Source organism: Streptomyces sp. NPDC008317, from assembly GCF_042955955.1.
Classification (GTDB): Bacteria; Actinomycetota; Actinomycetes; order Streptomycetales; family Streptomycetaceae; genus Actinacidiphila.
On sequence record NZ_JBIBFQ010000008.1, the window covers coordinates 296,289 to 318,671 of the forward strand.

Here is a 22,383-nt window from a genome sequence, read left to right on the forward strand (position 1 = left end):
CCGCTGCCTCGGTCCGCCCGCGGCGGTCGTCGCCGTCATTGGTGACGGCTCCGCCCTGGTGCGTGGGAAAACGGCAGGTCGTCCTGGGACGACGGTACGCGCCGCCTATGACGGTACGCCCTGCGGGCCGCAGGACCGAACGTGGCGTTGGCCCTGGCGGGTCGGCGGGGTCCGGAGCGGGCCCGGCGCCGGCCCCGGTGCGGCCCGGCTCGGGCCTGTCGCGGCGCTGCGGCGGTCCCGTCGCGGCCCGGTCCCGGTCCCGCGCGGTCAGTCGTGCGGGCGTCCGGGGGAGGGCGGGCCGGGGGCGGCGGCTTCGGGCGCGCCGCGCACCAGGGCGCGGCTCGTGGCCACCGCGAGGTCCGCGGTGCCGTCGACTCCCTCCCGCGGGCTCACGCGGCTGAAGAGGCCGCCGGGGTGCAGTGTCGCGTAGCCGTGGGCGGCCGTCACGTGCTGCTCCAGGAGCGTCAGCGCGGCGGCGGGACCCTGACCGAGGGCGTCCTGGGCCAGTTCGAAGAGCAGGTCCACCAGTAGGCGGCCGGCGTCGGCGAGGTCGCGGTCCTGGAGCGCCACCAGGGGCCTGGCGAAGATCACGTCGAAACCGGCGCCGCGCGCGCCGACGTAGCGGACGTACGCCCCCGCGGTCGCCGCGAAGCGCTCGGCCGGGTCCTGGCCCGCGCCGTCGGCCGCCTGCCGGAACCGCTCGGCCAGTTCCTCGGCGGCGCGGGTCGCGACCGCGGCCAAGAGGTGGTCGCGGTCGGCGAAGTGCCGGTAGGGCGCTGCCGTGCTCACCCCGAGCCTGCGGGCGACCCGCGCGACCGAGAAGGCCGCGGGCCCCGCCTCCGCCAGCAGATCGAAGCTCGCCTCGATCAGCGCGGGGCGCAGCTCGCCGTGGTGGTAGCGGCCCCGCTGGGGGCCGCCCTGCGCGTTCCCCGACACGGGCCGCCTCCTCGCGCGCTGGACGTGATAGCCCTCTTACCGTACCGTAGTGATAGCCCTCTTACATTCCTCGTGCGCGGAACTCCCCCCGCACACTCGAACCCTCAATCCCGCAGGGACGGAAAAGTCATGACCGAAATCAAGGACAAGGTCGTCGCGATCACAGGAGCCAGCAGCGGAATCGGCGAGGCGACCGCGCTGCTGCTCGCCGAACGCGGCGCGAGAGTGGTGCTCGGCGCCCGTGGGACGGACCGGCTCGCCGCGGTCGCCGCACGGATCGGGAAAGCGGGCGGCGAGGTCGCCCACCTGCGCACCGACGTGCGCAGCCGCGCCGACGTGGCCGGGCTCGTGGGCCTGGCGACCGAGCGCTACGGGCGGCTCGACGTGCTGGTCAGCAACGCGGGGGCGATGCCGATCTCCCCGCTCGACGATCTGCGCGTCGAGGACTGGGAGGAGATGGTCGACGTCAATCTCAAAGGCGTGCTGTACGGCATCGCCGCCGCGCTTCCGGTATTCCGCGCGCAGGGCTTCGGCCATTTCGTGAACACCGCGTCCACGGCGGCCCACCGAATTGTGCCCAGTCAGTCGGTCTATTCCGGTACGAAAATGGCCGTGCGCGCCGTCTCCGAGGGCCTGCGGCAGGAAGCGGGGGGCAAACTGCGGGTGACGATCGTCTCGCCCGGCATGACGAGGACTGAATTCGCGGGCGGCATGCGGCGCCCCGAAGCGCGCGCCAAGCTGACCGAGATGGTGGAAGGGATCGCGATGCCGCCGGACGCCGTCGCCCGCGCCATCGCCTTCGCGATCGAGCAGCCCGCCGACATCGACGTCGGCGAGATCGTCGTCCGCCCGACCGCGCAGAGCTGACGGCGCGGGACCGGGTCGGCCGGTCCCGCGCCGCCGGTACGCCAACGCCGCACCTCGGACGGTCAGCGGTCAGGGGTCCGGGGTCAGCGGTCAGGAGGCAGCAGGCAGGAGGCGGCGGGTCTCAGGCGGTCGTGGTCGTCATCTGGCCGGTGCCGCTGTCCTGGAGCCACTGCGACCAGGACAGGTTGAAGTCGGCGTAGCCGTTGTTACCCGGGGCCTTGCCGCGCGGGGAGCCGGTGATGGTGACCGGGTCGCCCTGCTTGACGTAGTTGTAGAACCACTTGGCGTCGGTGAGCGACAGGTGGACGCAGCCGTGCGAACCGAAGCTGTGCCCCGGCTGCGGGTCCCCGGTCGAGTAGTGGATGTACGTGCCCGAATTCGTCAGGTGCACGTCCCACGGCAGGGTCAGGTCGTAGTAGTCCGGATTGCTCTTGTCGCAGGTTATGTGGACGCTACAGGACGTCATGTGGACCTTCTCCGCCTTGTCGATGACGGCCATCGTCCCGTCCCAGGACGGCCACGTGGGGCTGCCCGCGTCGATCGGCAGGGTCTTCACGACCTGTCCGTTGTGCGTGACCTTCATCGTGTGACCCGGCACCGACACGGTCGCCTCGTTGTCGTCGCCGACGGTGAACGCGTGGTGGTAGCCGTGCACCCCGTACCGCCCGTTGCCGTTGGGCACATCGGTCAGATTCGCGTCGACCGTGACCTTCGTGCCCGGCTTCCAGTACGACTGGGGCCGGAAGTCGACCCGGGTGGTGCTGAACCAGTGCCAGGCGCCGGTGGTCGGCACGGACGTGGTGATCTTGAGGTGCTTCTCTATGTTCGCGCGGGCCGAGGCCGCCACCGGGTTGGTGAAGAGCACCGAGACCGGCATCGCGACGCCGACCGTGGTCCCGGTCTGCGGGGTGATCGTGTCGAGCAGCATCGGCGGCCCCTTCGGGGTCGGCTTCGTCGGCGAGGGCGTGGCGCTCGGCTTCGCCGACGCCGACGCCTTCCCGTCGGCAGCGGACGAGGCGGCGTCGTGCCCGCTCCCGCCGCACGCGCTCGTGCCCGCGAGCACCGCTCCGGCCACCAGCGCGATACCCAAGCTGCCCCTGAACCGACTCATGCCCGTGCTCCACTCGTATCACTGCGTCACTTACGTCCGGTACGTACGGTCGTGTCCCGGCGCGTCCGCTACGCCTGATCACCACGGTACGTCTACTACAGACCCCTACCCGATCACGGCGGTTGCAGGGCTCACGTAAAGCGACGGCCAAGCCTGCCGGATCGCCGCGTGGCGTGTGTCACACAGGGTGATGCGGTGTCACCGGGCGTGTGCCCGGCGCCCGGACGCGCGGAATCGCCGCCCGGACACGCGGAATCCGCGCGGAGACGCGGAATCAGCGGCCGGACACGCGGAATCCGTACTCGGACCCGCGGACGCGGTGTCCGATCAGCCGGGACTCAGTGCTTGATCAGGCAGAAGGGGTGCCCCGCGGGGTCCGCGTAGACGCGCCAGCTCCGGGTCCCGGCGCCGTCGTCGAGCAGGATCGCACCCCTGGCCAGCACCTTCTCCTCGGCCTCGGCCAGATCGGGCACGCCGAAGTCGAGATGGAACTGCTGCGGGGAGGCGGGCTCCGGCCAGCGCGGCCTGCGGTATTCGGTGACCCGCTGGAAGGCCAGCACCAGCCCGGCCGCGGTGTGCAGTGTCGCCCAGCCGTCGCTCAACGACCAGCGCGGATCGGGCCGGTCGACCGTACCGCCGAGCAACGACTTGTAGAACCTGGCGAGTTCCGCCGGATCGGAACAGTCGAGCACCACGCACTGCAATTCGGCAATCATGAACAGAGCGTAGGGGGCACGGCGGCTCCGGCGCGCGACGGCGGGGCCGAAACCGGCGGTACGGCCCCCGCACGACGGAATCTTGCGAACGGAACCTGTCTCACGCCGTCACACCTGGCGATAATGCGGGGCATGGGGTCAGTGATCACCGTGGTGTCGGTCGCGCTGGTGGTCGCGGGCGCCGCGGCGGCCCTGTTCTGGCTGGTTCGCGGGCGCAGGGGATTCGGTACGCCCGCCGACCGGGCCGCCTTCGCCACCCTGCACTCGGCGTCACTGGCCGCGCCCCCGCTGCGCAACGGCCTCGACCCCGAGTCGGCCCGCAGCGCCGCCCGCCATCTGCGAGCACTGCTCGGCACACCCGCGCTGGCCGTCATCGGCGACGGCGAACTGCTGGCCTGGGAAGGTCCGGGCCGCAGACACGCGGCGCAGGCCGTGGAACACGCGCGGGAGGCGATGGACGCCGGGCGGCCGTGGGTGGTCCCGGCCGAGGAGATCCACTGCGGCGACGACCGGTGCCCGATCCGCAGCGCCGTCGTCGTACCGCTGGTGGTGGACGGCCTGGTCGTCGGCGCCCTGTCGGTGTACGCGCGCCAGGTGTCGGCGGGCCTGGTCAGAGCCGCGGGCGAGGTCGCGCACTGGGTCATCTCGCAGTTGGAACTCGCCGAGCTGGACCGCTCGCGCACCCGGATGATCGAAGCCGAACTGCGCGCGCTGCGGGCGCAGATCTCCCCGCACTTCGTCTACAACTCGCTGACCGCCATAGCCTCCTTCGTCCGCACCGACCCCGACCAGGCCCGTGAACTGCTCCTCGAATTCGCCGAGCTGACGCGCTACAGCCTGCGCAGGCACGGCCAGTTCTCCACCCTCGCCGAGGAGTTGCGGTCCGTCGACCGCTATCTGCGCCTGGAACGCGCCCGGTTCGGCTCCCGGCTCCGCGTCGATCTGCTCATCGCGCCCGAAGTGCTGCCGGTGGCCGTACCGTTCCTCTGCCTCCAGCCGATCGTTGAGAACGCCGTACGCCACGGACTCGGACCCAAGTCGACGCCGGGGCGCATCACCATCAGGGCCGAGGACGCGGGCGCGGAGTGCCGCATCAGTGTGGAGGACGACGGCGTGGGCATGGACCCCGAGGAGGTCAGGATGCGGCTCGCCGGGGAGGACGACGGCGACTCGCTCGGCCTGGGCAATGTCGACGAGCGGCTGCGTACGGTCTTCGGCGACGAGTACGGCCTGGTGGTGGAGACCGCCCCCGGCGCCGGGACGAAGGTCAACGTCCGGGTGCCCAAGTACCGGAACGGAGTACGCGCATCGTGAAACCGTTGCAGGTCCTGGCCGTCGACGACGAACCGCCCGCCCTGGAGGACCTGACGTATCTGCTGCGCGGCGACCGGCGGGTCGGCCGGGTGCTCAGCGCGGGCAGCAGCGACGAGGCCCTGCGGCTGCTGGAGGACGAGTCGGTCGAGGCCGTCTTCCTCGACATCCGGATGCCGGGCCTCGACGGCCTCGACCTGGTCCGCGTCCTCGGCCGCTTCGCCCGGCCGCCCGCGGTCGTCTTCGTCACCGCCTACGAGGACTTCGCCGTCGACGCCTTCGCCCTCAAGGCCTGCGACTACCTGCTCAAACCGGTCGGCAGGGAACGGCTGGCCGAGGCGGTCCGCCGCGTCGCCGCCGTCATCGAGGGCAACGCACCGGGAGCCGCCCCGGCGGGCCGTTCCGACGAGCGCATCCCGGTCGACCTCGGCGGAGTCACCCGCTTCATCCGCCGCGAGGACGTCGCGTACGTCGAGGCGCAGGGGGACTACGTACGCCTGCACGCGGGCGGCCACGCGCCACTGGTCCGGATAGCGCTCGCCGTCCTGGAGGAGCGCTGGGCGCAGCACGGCTTCGTCCGCATCCACCGCGGGTACCTGGTCTCGCTCCGCCACGTGGAGGAGCTGCGCTCGGACGCCGGGCACTGGACGGTACGCGTGGCGGGCGGTGAACTCCCGGTCAGCCGACGCCACTCCAGGGAACTGCGGGACCTGCTGATGCAGTGGTCGCCCGCGCCCGGCGAGGGGCCGTCATGAGCGGTACGCAACCGCCACCGCCGCGCCGGGTCGCGGTGACCGCGCCGCGCCGCGACCGTACCGGCGGCTGGTCCGCGCGAGCCGTCGCCGAGGACCTGCACGCGCAGCCGCGCCTCGGCCAGGTCTATGTCCGCTCCCTGGTCAGGGACCAACTGCGGCTCTCGCTCGGCGTGCTGGCCGTCCTCGCGGTCGTCATCGGCGGTCTGCCCGCCGCCTTCGCGCTCGCGCCGGGGCTGCGCACGGTGGCCGTCCTCGGGGTCCGGCTCGCCTGGCTGCTGCTCGGCGTCGTCGCCTACCCGCTGCTGGTGGGCGCGGCCTGGTTCCACGTACGGCACGCGGAGCGCGTCGAGCGGGACTTCACGGATCTGCTCAACGCCCCGGACGCGCCGCCGGGTTCGGCCCCGGCACCCGCGTCCCCGGCGCCCGGCGCCCCTGACTCGGCGGCGCAGGCCGCGCTCACCGCCCCTGACCCGGCACCCGCGGCCCCGACGCCCACCGCCCCTGACCCGGCGACGGGCCCCGCGCCCAGCGCCCCCGGCCCGGAGGCCGGATGAATCCGGCGCTCGGCTTCACCGCCCTCGTCGTCGTCCTCGTGGCGACCGTCGTGGTCGGCTTCTACGGCCTGCGGCTGTCCCGCGCCACCTCGGACTTCTACGTCGCCTCCCGCGAGATCTCACCGCTGTGGAACGCCTCGGCGATCGGCGGCGAGTATCTGTCGGCCGCCTCCTTCCTGGGCGTCGCGGGCCTGTTGATGGCCTACGGCGTCGACATGCTGGCCTACCCGGTGGGTTACACGGCCGGATATCTGGTGCTGTTGCTGCTGGTCGCGGCGCCCCTGCGCCGCTCGGGCGCGTACACGCTGCCGGATTTCGCCGAGGAACGCCTCGGGTCCACCGCCGTGCGCCGGGTGGCGAGCGTCTTCGTCGCCGTCATCGCCTGGCTCTACCTCGTACCGCAGTTGCAGGGCGCGGGCCTGACCCTCCAGACGGTGACGGGCGCGCCGCGCTGGGTCGGCGCGGTGGTCGTGGCGGTGGCCGTCGTCGGCGTCTCGGCGGCGGGCGGCATGCGCAGCGTCACCCTCGTGCAGGGCTTCCACTTCTGGCTGAAGCTCACCGCCATCGCGGTGCCCGCCGTCTTCCTCGTCCTGGCCTGGCGGTCGGCGGGCACCCCCTCGCTGACCGCGCCCGACGTGCCGCGCTTCCCGCACACCACGGTCGTACGGCTCGACAGCCAGGTCCGCTTCGACGTGGCGACACCCGTGACGGTGACGGTCAGCGGCACCCTCGACGGCACGGCCTACGGCGCCAAGGGGGCCTCGCGCGCGGAGCGACACGGCGTGCCCGTACGGCTGGTGCGCGGCGAGCACACGGCGGAAGGCGGCACCGGCCTGACCTTCCCCGAAGGCGTCCCCGTACCGCACAAGGTCGGCCTCGCACCGGCGACCGGCGCCAGGTGGGCGAGCCCGCTGTCCGGCGCGGGCGGCAGATCGCACCCGCTGTACGCCGTCTACTCGATCCTGCTGGCCACCTTCCTCGGCACGATGGGCCTGCCGCACGTCCTCGTCCGCTTCTACACCAACCCCGACGGGCGGGCCGCCCGCCGGACGACGCTGCTCGTCCTGATCCTGCTGAGCGGCTTCTACCTGCTGCCGCCGGTCTACGGGGCGCTCGGCCGGATCTTCGCGCCGCAACTGCTGCTCACCGGGCAGACCGACACCGCGGTACTGGTGCTGCCGCAGATCACACAGGCCGGTGAGGCGGGGCGGCTGCTGGCGGCGCTGGCGACCGCGGGAGCCTTCGCCGCCTTCGTGTCGACCGCGTCGGGCCTCACGGTGTCGGTGGCGGGCGTGGTCTCGCAGGACCTGCTGCGCGGCTCGACCCACGGCTTCCGCTGGGCCTCGCTCGCGGCGGCCGTACCGCCGTTGGCGATGACGGTCGCGACCCCCGGCCTGCCGGTGGCCGACGCGATCGGCCTGGCCTTCGCCGTCGCCGCCTCGTCCTTCTGCCCGTTGCTGGTGCTGGGCATCTGGTGGCGCGGACTGACCGACCTGGGCGCGCTGTTCGGCCTGGTGGCCGGGGGCGGACTCGCCGCCGTCGCGGTCGTGCTGACCAGCGTGCGCGGACCCGGCGGCGGCTGGAGCGCCGCGCTGCTCGAAGAACCCGCGGCCTGGACCGTCCCCGTGGCCTTCGCCGTCATGGTCGTCGGGTCGCTGCTGACCCGCGGCCGGATCTCGCGCGCGGACGTCGACCGGGTGATGCTGCGCATGCACCTGCCGGAGGAGGTCGGCGCGCAGCCGGAACCCGGTCAGCCCGGTCGACTCGGCGTCCCCGCGCCGCGGGAGACGCCCGGCGCGCCGGGACCCGGCGGTGAGCGGTCACCGACCGTTCGCCGTATCTGACCGACCGCTCACCGTATCTGACGGACCGTCCGTCGCCCGGACCCGACCGCTGGGCGACGCCCGCTGTGGGGCTGTGGCCCCCCGACGTCGGCGTTCCTAGCGTGGGAGCGGGCCCAGCACGGCCCGCGGCGGCGTACGTACCGCGCTTCGCGCCGCCATTCCTCACCGAGGAGGGAACCGCAGATGAGCACCCCCGTCACGACCGAACGGCCGCCCGTGGACGGCATCGCCGACCCCGGACCGCTCGGCCTCGCCGCGTTCGCCGCCACCACCTTCGTCCTGAGTTCCTTCAACGCCCACCTCATCGACCAGAATCTGCTCACGGTGGTCCTGCCGCTCGCGCTGTTCTACGGCGGACTCATGCAACTGCTCGCCGGAATGTGGGAGTTCAAGAAGGGCAACACCTTCGGCGCCACCGCCTTCGGATCCTACGGCGCCTTCTGGCTCTCCTACGCGGCCTATGTGAAGTTCGTCGTCGGCGATCTGCCCCCGGAGACGGCCAACCAGGCCACCGGCCTCTATCTGCTGATCTGGGCGATCTTCACCGTCTACATGACGGTCGCGGCCCTGCGGACCAACGCCGCGCTGTTCGCGGTCTTCGTGGCCCTGTCGGCGACCTTCATCGTGCTGACCGTCGCGGAATTCGACAAGTCCGTCACCATCACCAAGGTCGGCGGCTGGATCGGGCTGGTCACCGCCGTGTTCGCCTGGTACGCCTCCTTCGCCGTCGTCACCAACAGCACCTGGAAGCGCGCCGTCGTCCCCGTGCTCCCGCTGTCAGGACTCCCCGTCGGCCGCCGTGGCGGACCGGTGGAGGAGCCCCACTCATGACCGAGGAGACCCTCTCCAACCTGCTCAGAGAAGACCGGCGCTTCCCCCCGCCGCCCGAACTGGCCGCGCGGGCCAATGTCACCGCGGCCGCGTACGAGGAAGCCGCGGCCGACGTCGAGGCGTTCTGGGCCGCCGCCGCGGCCCGGCTGGACTGGGCCGAGCCCTGGACCCGGGTACGCGACTGGAGCCGGGCGCCCTTCGCCCGCTGGTTCGTCGGCGGAAAGCTCAACGTCGTCGACAACTGCGTCGACCGGCACGTGCGCGCCGGGCTCGGCGACCGGGTCGCCTTCCACTGGGAGGGCGAGCCCGGCGACACCCGCACGCTCACCTACGCCGGCCTCCACGAACAGGTCTGCCGCGCCGCCAACGCCCTGCTCTCGCTGGGCGTGCGGGCCGGCGACCGGGTCGCGCTCTACATGCCGATGATCCCCGAGACGGTCGTGGCGATGCTGGCCTGCGCCCGTATCGGCGCACCGCACACCGTCGTCTTCGGCGGCTTCTCCGCCGACGCGCTGCGCGGCCGGATCCTCGACTGCGACGCGCGGGTGGTGATCACCGCGGACGGCGGCTACCGCAAGGGCGCCGCCTCGGCCCTGAAGCCCGCCGTGGACGAGGCCGTGGAAGGCTGCCCCGACGTCCGCAGCGTCCTGGTCGTGCGCCGTACGGGCCAGGACGTGGCGTGGACCTCGGGCCGGGACGTGTGGTGGCACGACCTGGTGGACGCGCAGTCGGCCGAGCACGAGGCCGAGGCGTTCGACAGCGAGCACCCGCTCTACATCATGTACACCTCGGGCACGACGGCCCGCCCCAAGGGCATCCTGCACACCACCGGCGGCTACCTCACCCAGGCCGCCTGGACGCACTGGGCGGTCTTCGACGTCAAGCCGGAGCAGGACGTGTACTGGACGGCCGCCGACATCGGCTGGGTCACCGGCCACTCCTACATCGTCTACGGCCCCCTCGCCAACGGCGTGACCTCGGTCCTCTACGAGGGCACGCCCGACTCCCCGCACCAGGGCCGGTGGTGGGAGATCGTCGAGAAGTACAAGGTGACGATCCTGTACTGCGCGCCCACCGCGATCCGCACCTTCATGAAGTGGGGCGACACGATCCCGGGCCAGTACGACCTGACGTCGCTGCGGCTGCTCGGCTCGGTCGGCGAACCGATCAACCCCGAGGCGTGGATGTGGTACCGGCGCGCCATCGGCGGCGACCGCTGCCCGGTGGTCGACACCTGGTGGCAGACCGAGACCGGCGCGCAGATGATCAGCCCGCTGCCGGGCGTCAGCGTCTGCAAACCCGGCTCGGCGCTGCGGCCGCTGCCCGGCATCTCGGCGGAGGTCGTGGACGACACGGGCCGTCCGGTGCCGAACGGCTTCGGCGGCTACCTCGTGCTGACCGAGCCGTGGCCCGGCATGCTGCGCACCATCTGGGGCGACGAGCAGCGGTACATCGACACGTACTGGTCGCGCTTCCCCGGCTGGTACTTCGCGGGCGACGGCGCGAAGAAGGACGAGGACGGCGACATCTGGCTGCTCGGCCGGGTCGACGACGTGATGAACGTGTCGGGGCACCGGATCTCCACCACCGAGGTGGAGTCCGCGCTGGTGTCCCATCCGCTGGTCGCCGAGGCGGCCGTCGTCGGCGCCACCGACGCCACGACCGGGCAGGGCATCGTCGCCTTCGTGATCCTGCGCGCCGACGGCGAGAAGGCCGCGCGGGAGGCGGGCGGCGACGACGTGGCCAGGCGATTGCGGGCGCACGTCAGCAAGGAGATCGGGCCGATCGCCCGGCCCCGGCAGATCCTCGTCGTCGCCGAACTGCCCAAGACCCGCTCGGGCAAGATCATGCGCCGACTGCTGCGCGACATCGCCGAACACCGCGACCTCGGCGACGTGACGACGCTGACCGACTCCACGGTGATGGACACCATCCGTGAACGGCTGCCCGGCGGCTCGTCCTCCGGCGCCCCGGCGGACGAGGAGTAGCGGGGAGCGGCGTACCGCCCCGGATCCGGTCCCGGCCGGTACGCGCCGACGGCCCGCGAGGCGGTCTCCCCACCGCCCGCGGGCCGTCGTCACTCAACTCCTGTGCCGCTAGAGCGCCTTGTGCGAGACCAGCGTGTGGTGCCCGGCGCCGACCGCGTCCACGTACACGTTCACCCCGTCACCGCTCACGCGCGCGCCGCCGACCGCCCGCGTGCCGTCCCAGACGGTCCGCCCGTCCAGGGTGACCCGCACCCTCGCGCCGCCGGTCGGCACCGCGAGCCTGCCGGTGGTGCCGCGCGGCGCGTCGGTGGCCAGCGTGAAGCCGCCGCCGTTCGCGCGCCAGGACGCGCTGATCGCGCCGTGCGGGGTGGGCACCTTGCCCTGCGCCCACGTGAGGTCGCCGGGCGTGGGCACGATCGCGTACGAGGCGAAGCCCGCGCCGGTCGGCCGGATGCCCAGCACCTGGTTGGTGAGGCTGACCGTCGGCCCCGAAGCCCAGCCGTGCGCGAGGCTGGTGAACTGCGAAAGGGCGGGCTGTCCCGCCAGGTCGGCCTTCTCCCAGAAGGTGCCGCCCGGGTCCTGCGAGAGCTGGTAGCCCCAGAAGGTACGGATCAGATCCAGGCCGCCGGTCTGCTGCACGCCGCTCGCGTCGGCCAGACCCAGCCGCGCGCTCGCCTCGAAACCGCTGGGCAGCGGCTCGTAGATCGGCCCGATCGACGCGTTGGGCGTGCTCGGCGCCATCGTCAGCGCGCCGTAGGGACCCCAACTCGTCCGCCGCAGATAGTCCATCGCGCTGCTCGCCTGCCGCTGGTCGGCGACCCCGGTGAGCGCCGCCGCCGCGTTGGCGTCCTGCGGATAGGCGCCGGGGATCTCCCGCGAGAGCCGGTACGCACCGACGGCCGCGTCCCAGAGCTGGTCGTTGACCGCCTTCTTCACCACGGTCGCGCGGTCCGCGTACACCCCGGACGCGGCCTTGTCGTGCCGGGCGGTGGCCAGCTCCGCCATCTCCTGGAGATTGCGCACATACAGCGCGTTCACATACGTCTCGTGCCCGCAGTCGCTGTAGCCGTAGTGGCCGCAGGAGTTGACCGCGCCGAAGGCGATCAGCCCCTGCGGGTCCTGGGCGCGCACCGACTCCAGCCACGCGGTGGCCTTCGTCAGCGCGGGCCACCACCTGTCGAGATAGCCGCGGTCACCGGTGTAGAGCCAGTGCTGGTACTGGTTGTAGACGAACCACGTCACGTACTCGCCGTACGTGCGGATCTCGTCCTGATTGTGCGGCCCCACCAGGCTCTCGCCGGGCATGTACCCGTCCGGCAACTGCTGCGCGGCCAGCGAGGACAGCGAATTGTCCACCGCGTCCGTGTCGTTGGTGCTCAGATACGTGACCGGGACCTGCACCGCCAGGTCGCCCTGCCACACGATGCGGTCCCGCTTGGCGCCGTCGAAGATGACCTCCTTGGCGGGATCGGCGTTCGGCACCTGGCTGTCCGCGTGATCGCCCTCATCCGTCGCGTACGGCCAGCTCTTGGCCGTGTCCGACATCCAGGTGTCGAGCTGCACGGTGTACGCGCCCGCGTACCAGATCTTGTTCAACTCGTCGTCGCTGGACAGGAACCAGCCCTGGTACGCGGCGGGCGACTTCTGCCGCGGCGCCGCGTCGAACTTCACGGACACCGCGCCGAGGTCCACCCAGCCGGGCCCGTCGAGGAACAGCGTCGCGTAGCGGAAACCGCCGCGCAGCTGAGTGTCCGTCAAGGTCGCGGGCAGCTTCGCCGTGTCCAGGGTGATGGTGTGGCTGTCGGCGTCGTAGGTGTACGGCTGGCCGGGATAGCCGTTCCAGATGTTCGCGGTGTCGCAGCCCGGCGCCTGAGCCGCCTCGCCGTTGTTGTCGCCCGGAGCGGTGGCCGCGTACTGCACCGACTCGCTGAAGCACACGTGCAGTCGAGGCGGTGTCTTGGACGCGCCCGCCACCTTGACGCTGATCCGGCCACCGACATCCTTGCCGAAGTCCAGTGCCAGCAGCGGGGATTGGGTCCGGTCCCCGGTGCTGACCAGCCGAACGGCCCTGCGGCCGTCGCCCAGCACCGCCTTCGGGTCGCCCTGGATCGCGCCGCCTCTCGCGGTCGCCGACAGCACGCGGACCGGGGTGACCGTGTGGCCGGCCGGCGCCAGGACGTACGGGCGCCAGTCGCCGGGGCGCGGGGTGTAGCCGTCCTGCGTCCAGGGGTCGTGCGCCTTCGCCGCCGCGGTCGTCGTCGGCGCGTCGGCGCCGAAGGCCGAGCCGGGCAGCAGGCCCAGCATGACGGTCCCGGCCGCGACGGCAGCGGCAGCCGCGCGGCTCCTGCGGACATGAATGGGCATACGTCGTTCCCTCTCTGTGTCCCTCTACGGAAGCGGGTGCGTTCCCGCGCGCGATCCCTGTGGGGCGCGGGCGGGCGGCCGGTCAGCGGCGGCGCACGGTCACCTTGCGGGTGCCCGCCGCCACGCCCGCGATCCGCACATAGCCGCCGGAGAGGGTCACCCCGGTGCGCCGCGCCGACCCCTGCCAGACCGTGCGGCCGTCGAGGCGTACGACGCAGGTGCGCGCGTCGGTCACCGGGACCGCGATCTCGTCCACGGCGCCGCCCGGCGCGTTCACCGTCAGGTCGAACTCACCGCCGCCGCGCTGCTGCCACGACGCGCCGATCACCCCCTTCGCGGTGGTCAACTGACCCTGTGCGAAACGCTGTTGGCCGGGGTGCGGCTCCACGCGGTGCCCCGCGCCCGCGTCGCCGGTGGGGGAGATGCCCAGGAAGCGGTAGGTCAGCGCCGAGGTCGGGCCCGTCGACCAGCCGTGCGCGGCGCTCATGTACGAACCGGAGTAGTCCGACGTGCCGTCGGTGCGGTAGCCCTCCCAGAACGTACTGGCCGTCCCCGTGGGGCTGTCGAGCATGAAGCCCCACTCGCGGCGGATCAGGTCGAGCGCGGTCGCGTCCTGCCCCGCGGCGAAGTGCGCGTGCACCTCCATGCCGCCGGGGAACGGGTGCACGGAGGAACCGCTCTTCTCCGGCGACAGCGCGCCGACCGCCGTCCAACGCCACGCCAGCGAGGCGCTGATGGTCCGCGCGCGGTCCGCGGAGTCCACCAGGCCGAACCACACGGCCAGCGCGTTGCCGTCCTGCGGATACAGCGAGGCGCCGCCGCCGGTCGGCTTGTCGCGGTACAGGCCCACGGCCTCGTCCCAGTAACCGCCGCTCTCCACCGCCGACTTGAGCGCGGCGGCCTTCGCCTTCCACGCGCCCGCCGAGGCCGGGTCGCCGAGCGTCGTGGCGAGCGCGCTCGCGGTCACCAGCGCCCGGTACATGATGGCGTTGGCTTCGAGGTTCTTGCCGTCGGCGTCCGAACGCGCCCAGTCCGCCGCGCTGGTGACGTTCAGCAGCCCGTCACCGTCGATCTTCGCGACGATGTACGTCACGGCCTTCTTGTACGCGTCGTACGCCGTACGCGCCCACGCGGTGTCGCCGCTGAGCTGGACGTAACTCGCCGTGCCGATGAGCGTCCACAGGTGGTAGGCGTCGGAGTTGCCGATGAAGTTCACGGCCGGCCCCGCGTACGGGAGCGCGCCGCCGGCGTCCTGGTGGTTGTAGAGCGTCTGGAGCGAGTCGCGCACGGTCACCAGGTCGCCCAGCGACACATAGTCGGTCAGGACGGAGATGCCGAGGTCGCCCGGCCACGCCGTGCGGTCGCGCTTGGCGCCGTCGACCAGCACCGTGCCGCCCGCCTCGCCGACCTTCGCGCTGTTGTCCCAGCCGAGGTCCGGCGGGCCCCAGACCCGGCCCTGGTCGGCGGCGATGATGTTGGTCTGCACGGTGTAGGCGCCCGCGTACCAGACCCGGTTGAGCATGTCGTCGTCGCAGTAGAAGTAGTTGGGGTACGCCGACAGGTCGGCGGCGTTCGGCGCGAAGGTGATCCGTACCGAGACATCGGTCAGGTCCACGGAGCCCGAGGTCTCGTTGACCACCGTCAAGTAGCGGAAACCGCCGCGCAGTTGGGACGCCGGGTGCGCGGTCGCGGCGGGACCCGCGCCCGCGACCGGGGTGTCCTTGTCGGTGCTGATCCGCCCGCCGGGCGTCACCGCGTAGCGCACGGCGGGCTCGTTGTTGCTGCCGCCGTTGGACCCGTCGCTGGACGACGTGCTGACGAAGTCGGACAGCTCGGAGTACGTCAGCCCGACCGTCTGATTCGTTTCACCGCCCGGCCCGAAGCTGAGAGTGACGAATCCGCCGACCTCCTTGCCGAAGTCGAAGGTCACGGAGGAGCCCTTGCCGGTGATCCGGGTGACGGCCTTGGCGCCGCGCCCCTCGGTCACCAGCGCCTCGGGCCGCCGCACGACACCGGTGAGCGTGTAGACGGCGACCGGGCGCACCGTACGGCCGGCGGGGGAGAGGTTGAAGGCGTCCCACTTGCCCGAGGGCGCCTTGCCGCCGGGCCGCGAGGCGGGGGCCGAGGCGCCCGCGGGCACCGCCGACGCGCCCTGCGGCGCGGCTCCCGCGGCCGGTTCCGCGGCGACGGCCCGGCCCCCGCCCGCCTCCGTCGCCGCGACGAACGCGGCGGCCAGCCCCGTCGTGACGAGTACGCGCCGTGTCGGTCCCTGCACTTCGCTGTGCGGCATGTCTCTCCCGGATGAATCGTTTCAAGATCGCGGACGCGGAAACCCTCACTGATCTTCCTGGGCCGCCGAGCACACTACGTCGGTGTTTCGCGGCCCGTCCATACCCGTGCGGGGAGTTGTTGCCCGGCCGATCGCGGCGGATCCGGGCCGCGGAGCGGCCATGGGGGCTGTGACCAGGGAGGCGGTGGGGACGGGGGAGGCGTCCCGCCCGGGAGGGAGAAGTGCCCTCTCAGCGGATCAGGCGGACCGAGTGCCGTGGCTCGTCCAGCCGGACCCTGGCACGCGGAGCTGTGGATCGACGACGCGGTGAGCGTAGAGACGTACCTGCGCACCTGGCGCCCTGCGGGAATCCGCCGTGTACGGCGCCGACGCCCTTCGCGTCATCGGCGCGGCCTGGCGGGACCTGCGGGGGATCTGAGAGAGCCGGTCAGACCGTCGCGACCAGCAGTTCCTCGCCGTTGGAGGTGCGCAGGCCGTCCGGGCGGCCGGCGAAGTAGCGCTCGTTGAGGGCGGCGGCCGGGACGTGGCGGGCGTCGGTGAATCCGGCGGCGCGGGCCAGGGCCAGGATCTCGGCGGGGGCGTAGAAGCTGATGAACGGGGTGCCGGAGCCGCGGGCGCCGTTCTCCGCGGCCTGACGGACGGCGCGCTCGTCGGGTTCCATCAGGTCCAGCGGCGGCATGAACGTCATGACGACGGTGGAGCCGGGCGCGAGCGAGGCGAGGGTACGCAGGGTGGCGGCGTTGGCCTCCTTCGTGAGGTACATGCTGACCCCGGCGGAGGCCACCACCGCGGGCCGTCCGGCGTCGAATCCGGCCGTCCTCAGGTGATCCCACCAGGAACCGGCCGTCTCGAAGTCGACCGGCACCAGGCGCAGCCCGTCGCCGACGCCGTAGCCGAGTTCGGTCAGCCGCCGCCGCTTCCACTCCTGCGGCTCCGGCCGGTCGACCTCGAAGATCCGCAGCCGGTCGGCGAGATCCGGCCTGCGCTGCGCGAAGGTGTCGAGCCCCGCGCCCAGCAGCACGTACTGCCCGACGCCCTCGTCCAGCCGCTCGACGACCAGGTCCTCCACGAAGCGCGCGCGGGCCACGACACCCGCCCGGAAACGGCTGGTGCCTTCGGGATGCATGTCCCCGCGCTCCCGCCAGCCCGCCTCGGGGTCGGCCAGCCGCAATCCGATCTCGTCCGCCAGCACATGCGGCGGCGGGTCGTGCAGCACATGGACCGCCCGCCACAGCGCGACCCGTACGGCGGTGCTGTCGGGCTCGGCCGCCGCGCCGTCGGCCTCCGGGACGGCTCGGCCCGCCGTCGATCGCTCGTGCCGCTCGCTCATGACGCGCTCCCTGTCGGTGCTGCCTGTCGCCTGGTGTGGTGCACGGCCCGCCGTGCGGACGGTCAGCTCTTCGCCGGGGCCTGGAGGCTCCACAGCCGGCCGTCCGGGTCGCGTACGGTCATCTCCCGCGTCCCGAAGTGGGTCTCCTCGAACGGCGTGACGACCTCGACACCCGGCGCGGCTTCGAAGGCGTCCGCGTCGGCCACGGTCAGCACCATCCGCGGCGCCCGCGGCTCCTGGCTCTCCGGGATCTCGGCGATGAAGAGATACGGTCCTTCGCCGTTGCGCAACTGCCCCGAATTGTGATCGGTCGAGAACTCCAGCTCGTAGCCGAGCCCTTGGAAGAACTTGGCCGCCTTGCCCCAATTGTGCGTTTCCAGGAACACGGCCTCGATGCCCCGCGTCGTCATCTCAACTCTCCTTGTCACTCGCTCGCCGCCGCTGGTCGCGGGGCTCCGCCGCCTCGTCGAGATACGCGCGCAGCGCCTCGGCGACCAGCGCCGACAGCGACTTCTCCGACTCGATGGCATGGTGCTTGACCTGCTTGATCAGCCCTATCGGCAGATACACGTTGAACTGCTTGACGTCGTCGTCGCCCACATCGCCCATGCTAGCAATCTAGTTCCCTAGGTCAAGCTTCCGGGAAAAACCACGCGACGAGCGGCGCCCGATCGTCGATACTCCGCGCGTGGCCACCATGAACATCGGCAGGACCGAACGCGCCCCGTACCTCCGCTTCTCGCCGGCCGCGCGGGCCCGACGCGGCTTCGGCGCGATCCCGCCGACGGCGCTGGTGCTGCTCGGCACCCTCAGCGTCCAACTGGGCTCTGCGGTGGCCACGCACCTGTTCAGCGCGGTGGGCAGCCTCGGTACGGTCGCGCTGCGGCTGTTCTTCGCCGCGGTCGTGCTGACGGCGCTGTGGCGGCCGTCGCTGCGGATGGACCGCCGGGCGCGGGCCGTGGTGATCGGCTACGGCGTCACGATCGGCGTGATGAACCTCTGCTTCTACCAGGCGCTGACCCGGCTCCCGCTCGGGATCGCGGTGACCACCGAATTCCTCGGACCGCTGACGGTGGCCCTGGCCGGGTCGCGGCGGTGGCTGGACGCTTTCTGGGCACTGCTCGCGGCGGCCGGTGTGCTCCTGCTGGTCGGAGGACGCGGCGACATCGACCTCGTCGGTTTCCTGTTCGCGCTCGCCGCCGCCGCGTGCTGGGCCGCGTACATCCCGGTCGGCGCGGCGCTGGGCCGGCACACCGACCACGGCAACGGTCTCGCGCTGGGCATGGTCGTCGCGGCCCTGGTGGCCGTCCCGTTCGGTGTGGCCGGCGGCAGTACGGCGCTGGTCCACCCGTGGGTGCTGGCCGCCGGATTCGGCGTCGCGCTGCTGTCGTCGGTGGTCCCGTTCTCGCTGGAACTGGAGGCGCTGCGCAGAATCCCGCCGCGGGTCTTCGGCATCCTCATGAGCCTCGAACCGGCGATGGCCGCCCTCATCGGCCTGATCGTGCTCCAGGAGGCGCTGCGCTGGACGCAGTGGATCGCGGTGCTGTGCGTGGTGGCGGCCTCGGCGGGCGCCGCGCGCGGTGCCCGCCTCGACGTCACGGACGCCCCGTAGGGCCTGCCCGGCGGACCCGTAAGGCTTGTCCGGCGGCCCCTGGCGCCTCGTAGGGCCTGCCCGGCGGACCGCGCCGAACAGGCCCCCGGCAGGGCTCAGAGCTTGAGCAGGAAGGTGAAGTCGCCACCCGCCTTTCCGCTCAGGCGGTGCGCCGAGACGATCTTCCCCTCGTCGATCAGCCGCTTGACCTCGGCGCGTGAGACGCCGAGCCCGTCGGCGATCAGCCGGACGGGCCGGAGCGGGATGTGCGCCGCGAAGCGCACGGACACCTCCAGGGCCTCGTCGTCCGCGTGAGCGGGGCCGGTGATGTCGAGGCGCCAGGCGTCGGTCCAGTCGAGGGCGACGCCGTTGCGGTGCCGGACGGCCGGGTGCCGGAGCAGCTCGGCCGTCAGTCCGGGGTCGTTGGTGTGGAGCCTGTCCAGCAGGTCGGGGCGCAGGGAGCGCACGTTGACCCGCTCGAAGACCGTGAGCTTCGCGGTCTCCCCGCATCCTGCGCACAGGACGAGGAGCCAGACGTCGAGGGACTTGTGGTGCGCGTTGACCCGGAATCTGCCGCTCGCCCGGAAGCGATCGGACGGGCACGAGTGGCAACGGCGCACGACAAGAGGCGGGCAGGTGGGAGCGACCACCCAGGTTTGTGACACGAATGAACACCTGTTCGGTGAGAAAAACCGCAGCGAAAAGGGGCACGGCGCCCGGGGGCGACGTGCGACAGATCAGCGCCAGGGGTGTCTCAACAGGTGTACAACGGGGTTCCTTTGCCACGGCGACAGGTGCGGCAGCACGATAACCGTGCGTGGCGGCACGGTTCCACGGGTTTTGGCGGCCCGGCTCCCGAAGCATCCAGCCCCACCGCGAATTCGCCCAACTCGGTACAAAATGCCCGCAAGGCGACCGCGTCCTCTGTCGAGTCGGTGCCGATTCAAGGGATTTGACAGACAAATACCCGCCATTGTGGGGGTATGCACCCCGTCCTTTGATCATCCTGCGCTGCGCCATTGACGCCAGGGGCTCTTCGGGCAAAGATTCCTGACGTCTCATTGGCATGTCCCCGTGCCTCCCACCACCTGTATCCCAGGTGTGCTCTGACAACGTTGTCAAACGAGTAGAGGACAAAATGACTCCACGGATGCCGCGTCTGCGCTCCGCGGCGCTGGCCGCGCTCACCGCGCTGCTCGCCGCCGGAGCGGCGACGCTGCCCGCGCAGACCGCGTCGGCCGACGGCGGTTCCGCCAACGCCGGCGGCGATCTCACGCACCTGGTCAACCCTTTCATCGGCTCGCAGGACGACGGGAACACCTACCCCGGCGCCGCCGTGCCGTTCGGAATGGTGCAGCTCTCGCCCGACACCGGCCACAACACGGGTTACGACTACAACCAGGACCACATCCGCGGCTTCAGCTCCGTGCACCTGTCAGGCGTGGGCTGCGGGCTCGGCGGCGACCTGCCCGTACTGCCGACGACCGGTGCGATCACCGCCACCGACGACGCCGCCTACGCCGCGAAGTTCAGCCACGCCGACGAGACCGCTTCCCCCGGCTACTACAAGGTCGAGCTCGACACCGGCATCACCGCCGAACTGAGCGCCACCACCCGCACCGGCTGGCAGCGCTACACCTTCCCGGCGACCGACCAGGCCAACGTGCTGCTCAACAGCGGCCAGGCGCTGCACAAGGTGACCAGCAGCACGGTGACCGTGCTCGACGACCGTACGGTGCTGACCGCCATCACCGGCCGCGGCTTCTGCCAGGACACCCAGCCGTACACGGTCTACACCGAGACCCGCTTCGACCGGCCCTTCCAGTCGTACGGGACGTGGAGCGGCAAGACCGTGACGGCGGGCAGCCGTACCTCGACCTCCACCGGGCTCGGCGGCGCCTACGCGCGCTTCGACACCACGAAGGACCAGCAGGTCACCGCGGTCACCTCGCTGTCGTGGGTGAGCCAGGACGGCGCCGCGAAGAACCTCGCGGCCGAGGGGCGCGGCACCTTCGACACGACGGCCGCCGCCGCGCGGCAGTCCTGGCAGGACCGGCTCGGCCGGATCCGGGTGCGGGGCGGCAGCCAGGAGCAGCAGCGGACCTTCTACTCCTCGCTCTACCGCTCCTTCCTCGCGCCGAACGTCGGCAGCGACGTCGACGGCCGCTACACCGGCTGGGACGACAAGGTGCACCCGGCGGGCGGCATCACGTACTACCAGAACTGGTCGCTGTGGGACACCTACCGCACCCAGCAGCAACTGCTGTCGCTGCTCGCGCCGAGCGAGTCCCGCGACATGGCGCTGTCGCTGCTGCGCGTCGCGGACGAGGGCGGACAGCTCCCGCGCTGGGGGTACGCCACCGCAGAGACGAACATCATGACCGGCGACCCGGTGACCCCGTTCCTGGTGGACGCCTACCGGCAGGGCCTGCTCAAGGGCCATGAGGAGGAGGCGTACCGCGCGCTGAAGAAGCACGCGGACACCGTGCCGCCCGCCTCTTCGCCGTCCGCGGGCCGGCAGGCCGACGTCGAGTACCTGGCGAACGGCTATGTGCCGTACGACCCGGCGCGGCCCGGCAAGCCCGGTGACAACGACTTCCAGCACGGCCCGTCCGCGACGCTCGAATACGCGCTCGCCGACGCCGCCCTGGGCGGGATGGCGCAGTCGCTCGGCCACACCGCGGACGCCCGGCGCTATCTGACGCGAGGTCAGAACTACCGGAACATCCTCGACCCGAGCACCGGCTTCTTCCGGGCCAGGAACACCGACGGCGCCTTCGTCGGCCCGGCGGACCCCGCCTCCAGCGTCGGCTTCCACGAGGGCACGTCCTGGCAGTACATGTGGCTCGTCCCGCAGGACGTGCCGGGGATAGTGGATCTGATCGGCGGCAACGCGACCGCCAACGCCCGGCTCGACTCCTTCTTCGCCTACGACCAGTTGGTGAAGGACCCGGCGGGCACCGCGCGCGATGTCTGGGTCAACGGCCCGTACTCGTACTACAACCAGGACAAGTACAACCCGCAGAACGAGCCCGACCTCAGCTCCCCGTACACGTATCTGTCCACCGGGCAGCCGTGGAAGACCACCGACGTGGTGCACGCCGGGCTGACCCTCTTCACGGACGCGCCGAACGGCGTCACCGGCAACGACGACCTCGGCACCATGTCGTCGTGGCAGGTGCTCTCGGCGATCGGCATCTACCCGATGACGCCGGGCACCGACCTGTGGGGCCTGTCCACGCCGGTCTTCGACCGGGTCGACCTGACCCTCGACCGGCACTACTACCCGAGCGGCAAGATGACGATCACCGCGCCGGGCAGCACCGACACCAACCGGTACATCCAGTCCGCGCGGCTCGGCGGCAAGAGCCTGCGGACCACGTACATCAGCACCCGGGACATCAAGGCGGGCAAGGACCTCTCGCTCACCGTCGGCGCCAAGCCGTCGAGCTGGGGCACCGGCAAGAACGACGGGCCGCCCGCGCCCGCCCACGTGGCGGCGCCCGTACGGCACACCGCCGCGTCGCTCTCCCCGGCCGCGCCCGGCGTGCTCGCGGGCGGCCCCGGGACGGACGTGGACGTCTCCGCCGTCCTCACCGCGCCCGGCAAGGTCTCGGGCACCGTCACGGTCAGCGCGCCGCAAGGGCTCACCGCGAGCCCGCGCACGAGCGGCTTCCGCGTGGACTCGGGGACGCTGCCCACCACCAAGGTGGTGCCGGTACGGATCTCCGCCCCGGCGGGCACCCCGGACGGCACCTACCAGGTCACCGTCAAGGTCACGCAGTCCGGCGGCCCCTCGGTGACCAGGACCGTCCCGGTCTCGGTCGCCACCTCGACCTGCCAGGGCGGCAGCGGGTACTGCCCGCAGGACCTGTCCGCGCAGTACGACGTGGAC

Annotated in this window: 17 protein-coding genes and 2 pseudogenes; 10 read left to right on the top strand and 9 right to left on the bottom strand. The window is 72.0% G+C overall.

What is annotated here, in order from left to right; all coding sequences use genetic code 11:
* Window positions 1–267: 267 nt before the first annotated feature.
* Window positions 268–936: a TetR family transcriptional regulator gene (locus tag ACFY9V_RS25905; protein ID WP_391163140.1), complete on the bottom strand. Its 669-nt coding sequence runs from the start codon at window positions 934–936 to the stop codon at window positions 268–270.
* Between the two features lie 129 nt (window positions 937–1,065).
* Between ACFY9V_RS25905 and ACFY9V_RS25910 the strand changes: the two genes are divergently transcribed.
* Complete coding sequence (locus tag ACFY9V_RS25910) at window positions 1,066–1,803, top strand: SDR family NAD(P)-dependent oxidoreductase (RefSeq protein WP_391163141.1); 738 nt, start codon at window positions 1,066–1,068, stop codon at window positions 1,801–1,803.
* A gap of 121 nt (window positions 1,804–1,924) precedes the next feature.
* Here the strand turns inward: ACFY9V_RS25910 and ACFY9V_RS25915 are convergent, their stop codons facing one another.
* Together ACFY9V_RS25915 and ACFY9V_RS25920 are read right to left on the bottom strand one after the other, a co-directional pair.
* Window positions 1,925–2,914: a L,D-transpeptidase gene (locus ACFY9V_RS25915; RefSeq protein ID WP_355341629.1), complete on the bottom strand. Its 990-nt coding sequence runs from the start codon at window positions 2,912–2,914 to the stop codon at window positions 1,925–1,927.
* Window positions 2,915–3,252: 338 nt separating this feature from the next.
* On the bottom strand, window positions 3,253–3,630 hold the full coding sequence (locus ACFY9V_RS25920) for a VOC family protein (RefSeq protein ID WP_188284292.1): 378 nt from the start codon (window positions 3,628–3,630) through the stop codon (window positions 3,253–3,255).
* 123 nt (window positions 3,631–3,753) lie between these two features.
* Here ACFY9V_RS25920 and ACFY9V_RS25925 point away from each other — a divergent pair, with 123 nt between their 5' ends.
* The 6 genes from ACFY9V_RS25925 (at window position 3,754) to acs (ending at window position 10,913) form a co-directional block, all read left to right on the top strand.
* Window positions 3,754–4,944 (top strand): sensor histidine kinase, encoded by a 1,191-nt coding sequence (locus tag ACFY9V_RS25925; protein WP_223187657.1) that lies wholly within the window; start codon window positions 3,754–3,756, stop codon window positions 4,942–4,944.
* Window positions 4,941–5,696: a response regulator gene (locus ACFY9V_RS25930; RefSeq protein WP_391163143.1), complete on the top strand. Its 756-nt coding sequence runs from the start codon at window positions 4,941–4,943 to the stop codon at window positions 5,694–5,696. Before ACFY9V_RS25925 ends, ACFY9V_RS25930 begins: the two co-directional genes overlap by 4 nt.
* On the top strand, window positions 5,693–6,250 hold the full coding sequence (locus ACFY9V_RS25935) for a hypothetical protein (protein WP_391163145.1): 558 nt from the start codon (window positions 5,693–5,695) through the stop codon (window positions 6,248–6,250). Before ACFY9V_RS25930 ends, ACFY9V_RS25935 begins: the two co-directional genes overlap by 4 nt.
* Window positions 6,247–8,094, top strand: a complete 1,848-nt coding sequence (locus ACFY9V_RS25940) for a cation acetate symporter (RefSeq protein WP_391163147.1) — start codon at window positions 6,247–6,249, stop codon at window positions 8,092–8,094. The genes ACFY9V_RS25935 and ACFY9V_RS25940 overlap by 4 nt, the downstream gene beginning before the upstream one ends.
* A 183-nt stretch (window positions 8,095–8,277) precedes the next feature.
* The gene (locus ACFY9V_RS25945; RefSeq protein ID WP_391163149.1) at window positions 8,278–8,925 is read left to right on the top strand and encodes an acetate uptake transporter; all 648 of its coding nucleotides are present in this window, start codon (window positions 8,278–8,280) and stop codon (window positions 8,923–8,925) included.
* Complete coding sequence (gene acs, locus ACFY9V_RS25950; protein WP_391163150.1) at window positions 8,922–10,913, top strand: acetate--CoA ligase; 1,992 nt, start codon at window positions 8,922–8,924, stop codon at window positions 10,911–10,913. Before ACFY9V_RS25945 ends, acs begins: the two co-directional genes overlap by 4 nt.
* A 108-nt stretch (window positions 10,914–11,021) precedes the next feature.
* Here acs and ACFY9V_RS25955 read toward each other — a convergent pair whose 3' ends face one another.
* Together ACFY9V_RS25955 and ACFY9V_RS25960 are read right to left on the bottom strand one after the other, a co-directional pair.
* A complete protein-coding gene (locus ACFY9V_RS25955; RefSeq protein WP_391163151.1) occupies window positions 11,022–13,277 on the bottom strand; it encodes an alpha-L-rhamnosidase C-terminal domain-containing protein in 2,256 nt (751 codons plus the stop codon).
* 82 nt (window positions 13,278–13,359) lie between these two features.
* Window positions 13,360–15,567, bottom strand: a complete 2,208-nt coding sequence (locus ACFY9V_RS25960; protein ID WP_391163152.1) for a hypothetical protein — start codon at window positions 15,565–15,567, stop codon at window positions 13,360–13,362.
* Between the two features lie 276 nt (window positions 15,568–15,843).
* On the opposite strand from ACFY9V_RS25960, the pseudogene ACFY9V_RS25965 reads away from it, so the two are divergent.
* Window positions 15,844–15,985: pseudogene (locus tag ACFY9V_RS25965) on the top strand (transcriptional regulator); the annotation flags it as partial.
* A gap of 9 nt (window positions 15,986–15,994) precedes the next feature.
* On the opposite strand, the gene ACFY9V_RS25970 reads toward ACFY9V_RS25965, so the two are convergent.
* From ACFY9V_RS25970 to ACFY9V_RS25980, 3 genes are all read right to left on the bottom strand, one after another.
* Window positions 15,995–16,897 (bottom strand): SAM-dependent methyltransferase, encoded by a 903-nt coding sequence (locus ACFY9V_RS25970; protein WP_391163154.1) that lies wholly within the window; start codon window positions 16,895–16,897, stop codon window positions 15,995–15,997.
* Window positions 16,898–16,959: 62 nt separating this feature from the next.
* Complete coding sequence (locus tag ACFY9V_RS25975; RefSeq protein WP_355341654.1) at window positions 16,960–17,307, bottom strand: VOC family protein; 348 nt, start codon at window positions 17,305–17,307, stop codon at window positions 16,960–16,962.
* 1 nt (window position 17,308) lies between these two features.
* Window positions 17,309–17,497: a ribbon-helix-helix protein, CopG family gene (locus ACFY9V_RS25980; RefSeq protein ID WP_355341781.1), complete on the bottom strand. Its 189-nt coding sequence runs from the start codon at window positions 17,495–17,497 to the stop codon at window positions 17,309–17,311.
* Between the two features lie 97 nt (window positions 17,498–17,594).
* Between ACFY9V_RS25980 and ACFY9V_RS25985 the strand changes: the two genes are divergently transcribed.
* On the top strand, window positions 17,595–18,509 hold the full coding sequence (locus ACFY9V_RS25985) for an EamA family transporter (protein ID WP_391163268.1): 915 nt from the start codon (window positions 17,595–17,597) through the stop codon (window positions 18,507–18,509).
* 95 nt (window positions 18,510–18,604) lie between these two features.
* On the opposite strand, the gene ACFY9V_RS25990 is transcribed toward ACFY9V_RS25985, so the two are convergent.
* On the bottom strand, window positions 18,605–19,153 hold the full coding sequence (locus tag ACFY9V_RS25990; RefSeq protein WP_391163156.1) for a DUF1062 domain-containing protein: 549 nt from the start codon (window positions 19,151–19,153) through the stop codon (window positions 18,605–18,607).
* 485 nt (window positions 19,154–19,638) lie between these two features.
* On the opposite strand from ACFY9V_RS25990, the pseudogene ACFY9V_RS25995 reads away from it, so the two are divergent.
* Window positions 19,639–21,972: pseudogene (locus ACFY9V_RS25995) on the top strand (GH92 family glycosyl hydrolase); the annotation flags it as partial.
* Window positions 21,973–22,383 lie beyond the last annotated feature (411 nt).

What these genes read in the sequence shown, in the direction of transcription:
- acs (WP_391163150.1), top strand. Translation starts at nt 8,922, where the DNA reads ATGACCGAGGAGACCCTCTCCAACCTGCTCAGAGAAGACCGGCGCTTC.
- ACFY9V_RS25910 (WP_391163141.1), top strand. Translation starts at nt 1,066, where the DNA reads ATGACCGAAATCAAGGACAAGGTCGTCGCGATCACAGGAGCCAGCAGC.
- ACFY9V_RS25955 (WP_391163151.1), bottom strand. Translation starts at nt 13,277, where the DNA reads ATGCCCATTCATGTCCGCAGGAGCCGCGCGGCTGCCGCTGCCGTCGCG.
- ACFY9V_RS25920 (WP_188284292.1), bottom strand. Translation starts at nt 3,630, where the DNA reads ATGATTGCCGAATTGCAGTGCGTGGTGCTCGACTGTTCCGATCCGGCG.
- ACFY9V_RS25945 (WP_391163149.1), top strand. Translation starts at nt 8,278, where the DNA reads ATGAGCACCCCCGTCACGACCGAACGGCCGCCCGTGGACGGCATCGCC.
- ACFY9V_RS25940 (WP_391163147.1), top strand. Translation starts at nt 6,247, where the DNA reads ATGAATCCGGCGCTCGGCTTCACCGCCCTCGTCGTCGTCCTCGTGGCG.
- ACFY9V_RS25915 (WP_355341629.1), bottom strand. Translation starts at nt 2,914, where the DNA reads ATGAGTCGGTTCAGGGGCAGCTTGGGTATCGCGCTGGTGGCCGGAGCG.
- ACFY9V_RS25960 (WP_391163152.1), bottom strand. Translation starts at nt 15,567, where the DNA reads ATGCCGCACAGCGAAGTGCAGGGACCGACACGGCGCGTACTCGTCACG.
- ACFY9V_RS25925 (WP_223187657.1), top strand. Translation starts at nt 3,754, where the DNA reads ATGCGGGGCATGGGGTCAGTGATCACCGTGGTGTCGGTCGCGCTGGTG.
- ACFY9V_RS25975 (WP_355341654.1), bottom strand. Translation starts at nt 17,307, where the DNA reads ATGACGACGCGGGGCATCGAGGCCGTGTTCCTGGAAACGCACAATTGG.
- ACFY9V_RS25985 (WP_391163268.1), top strand. Translation starts at nt 17,595, where the DNA reads ATGAACATCGGCAGGACCGAACGCGCCCCGTACCTCCGCTTCTCGCCG.
- ACFY9V_RS25970 (WP_391163154.1), bottom strand. Translation starts at nt 16,897, where the DNA reads ATGAGCGAGCGGCACGAGCGATCGACGGCGGGCCGAGCCGTCCCGGAG.
- ACFY9V_RS25935 (WP_391163145.1), top strand. Translation starts at nt 5,693, where the DNA reads ATGAGCGGTACGCAACCGCCACCGCCGCGCCGGGTCGCGGTGACCGCG.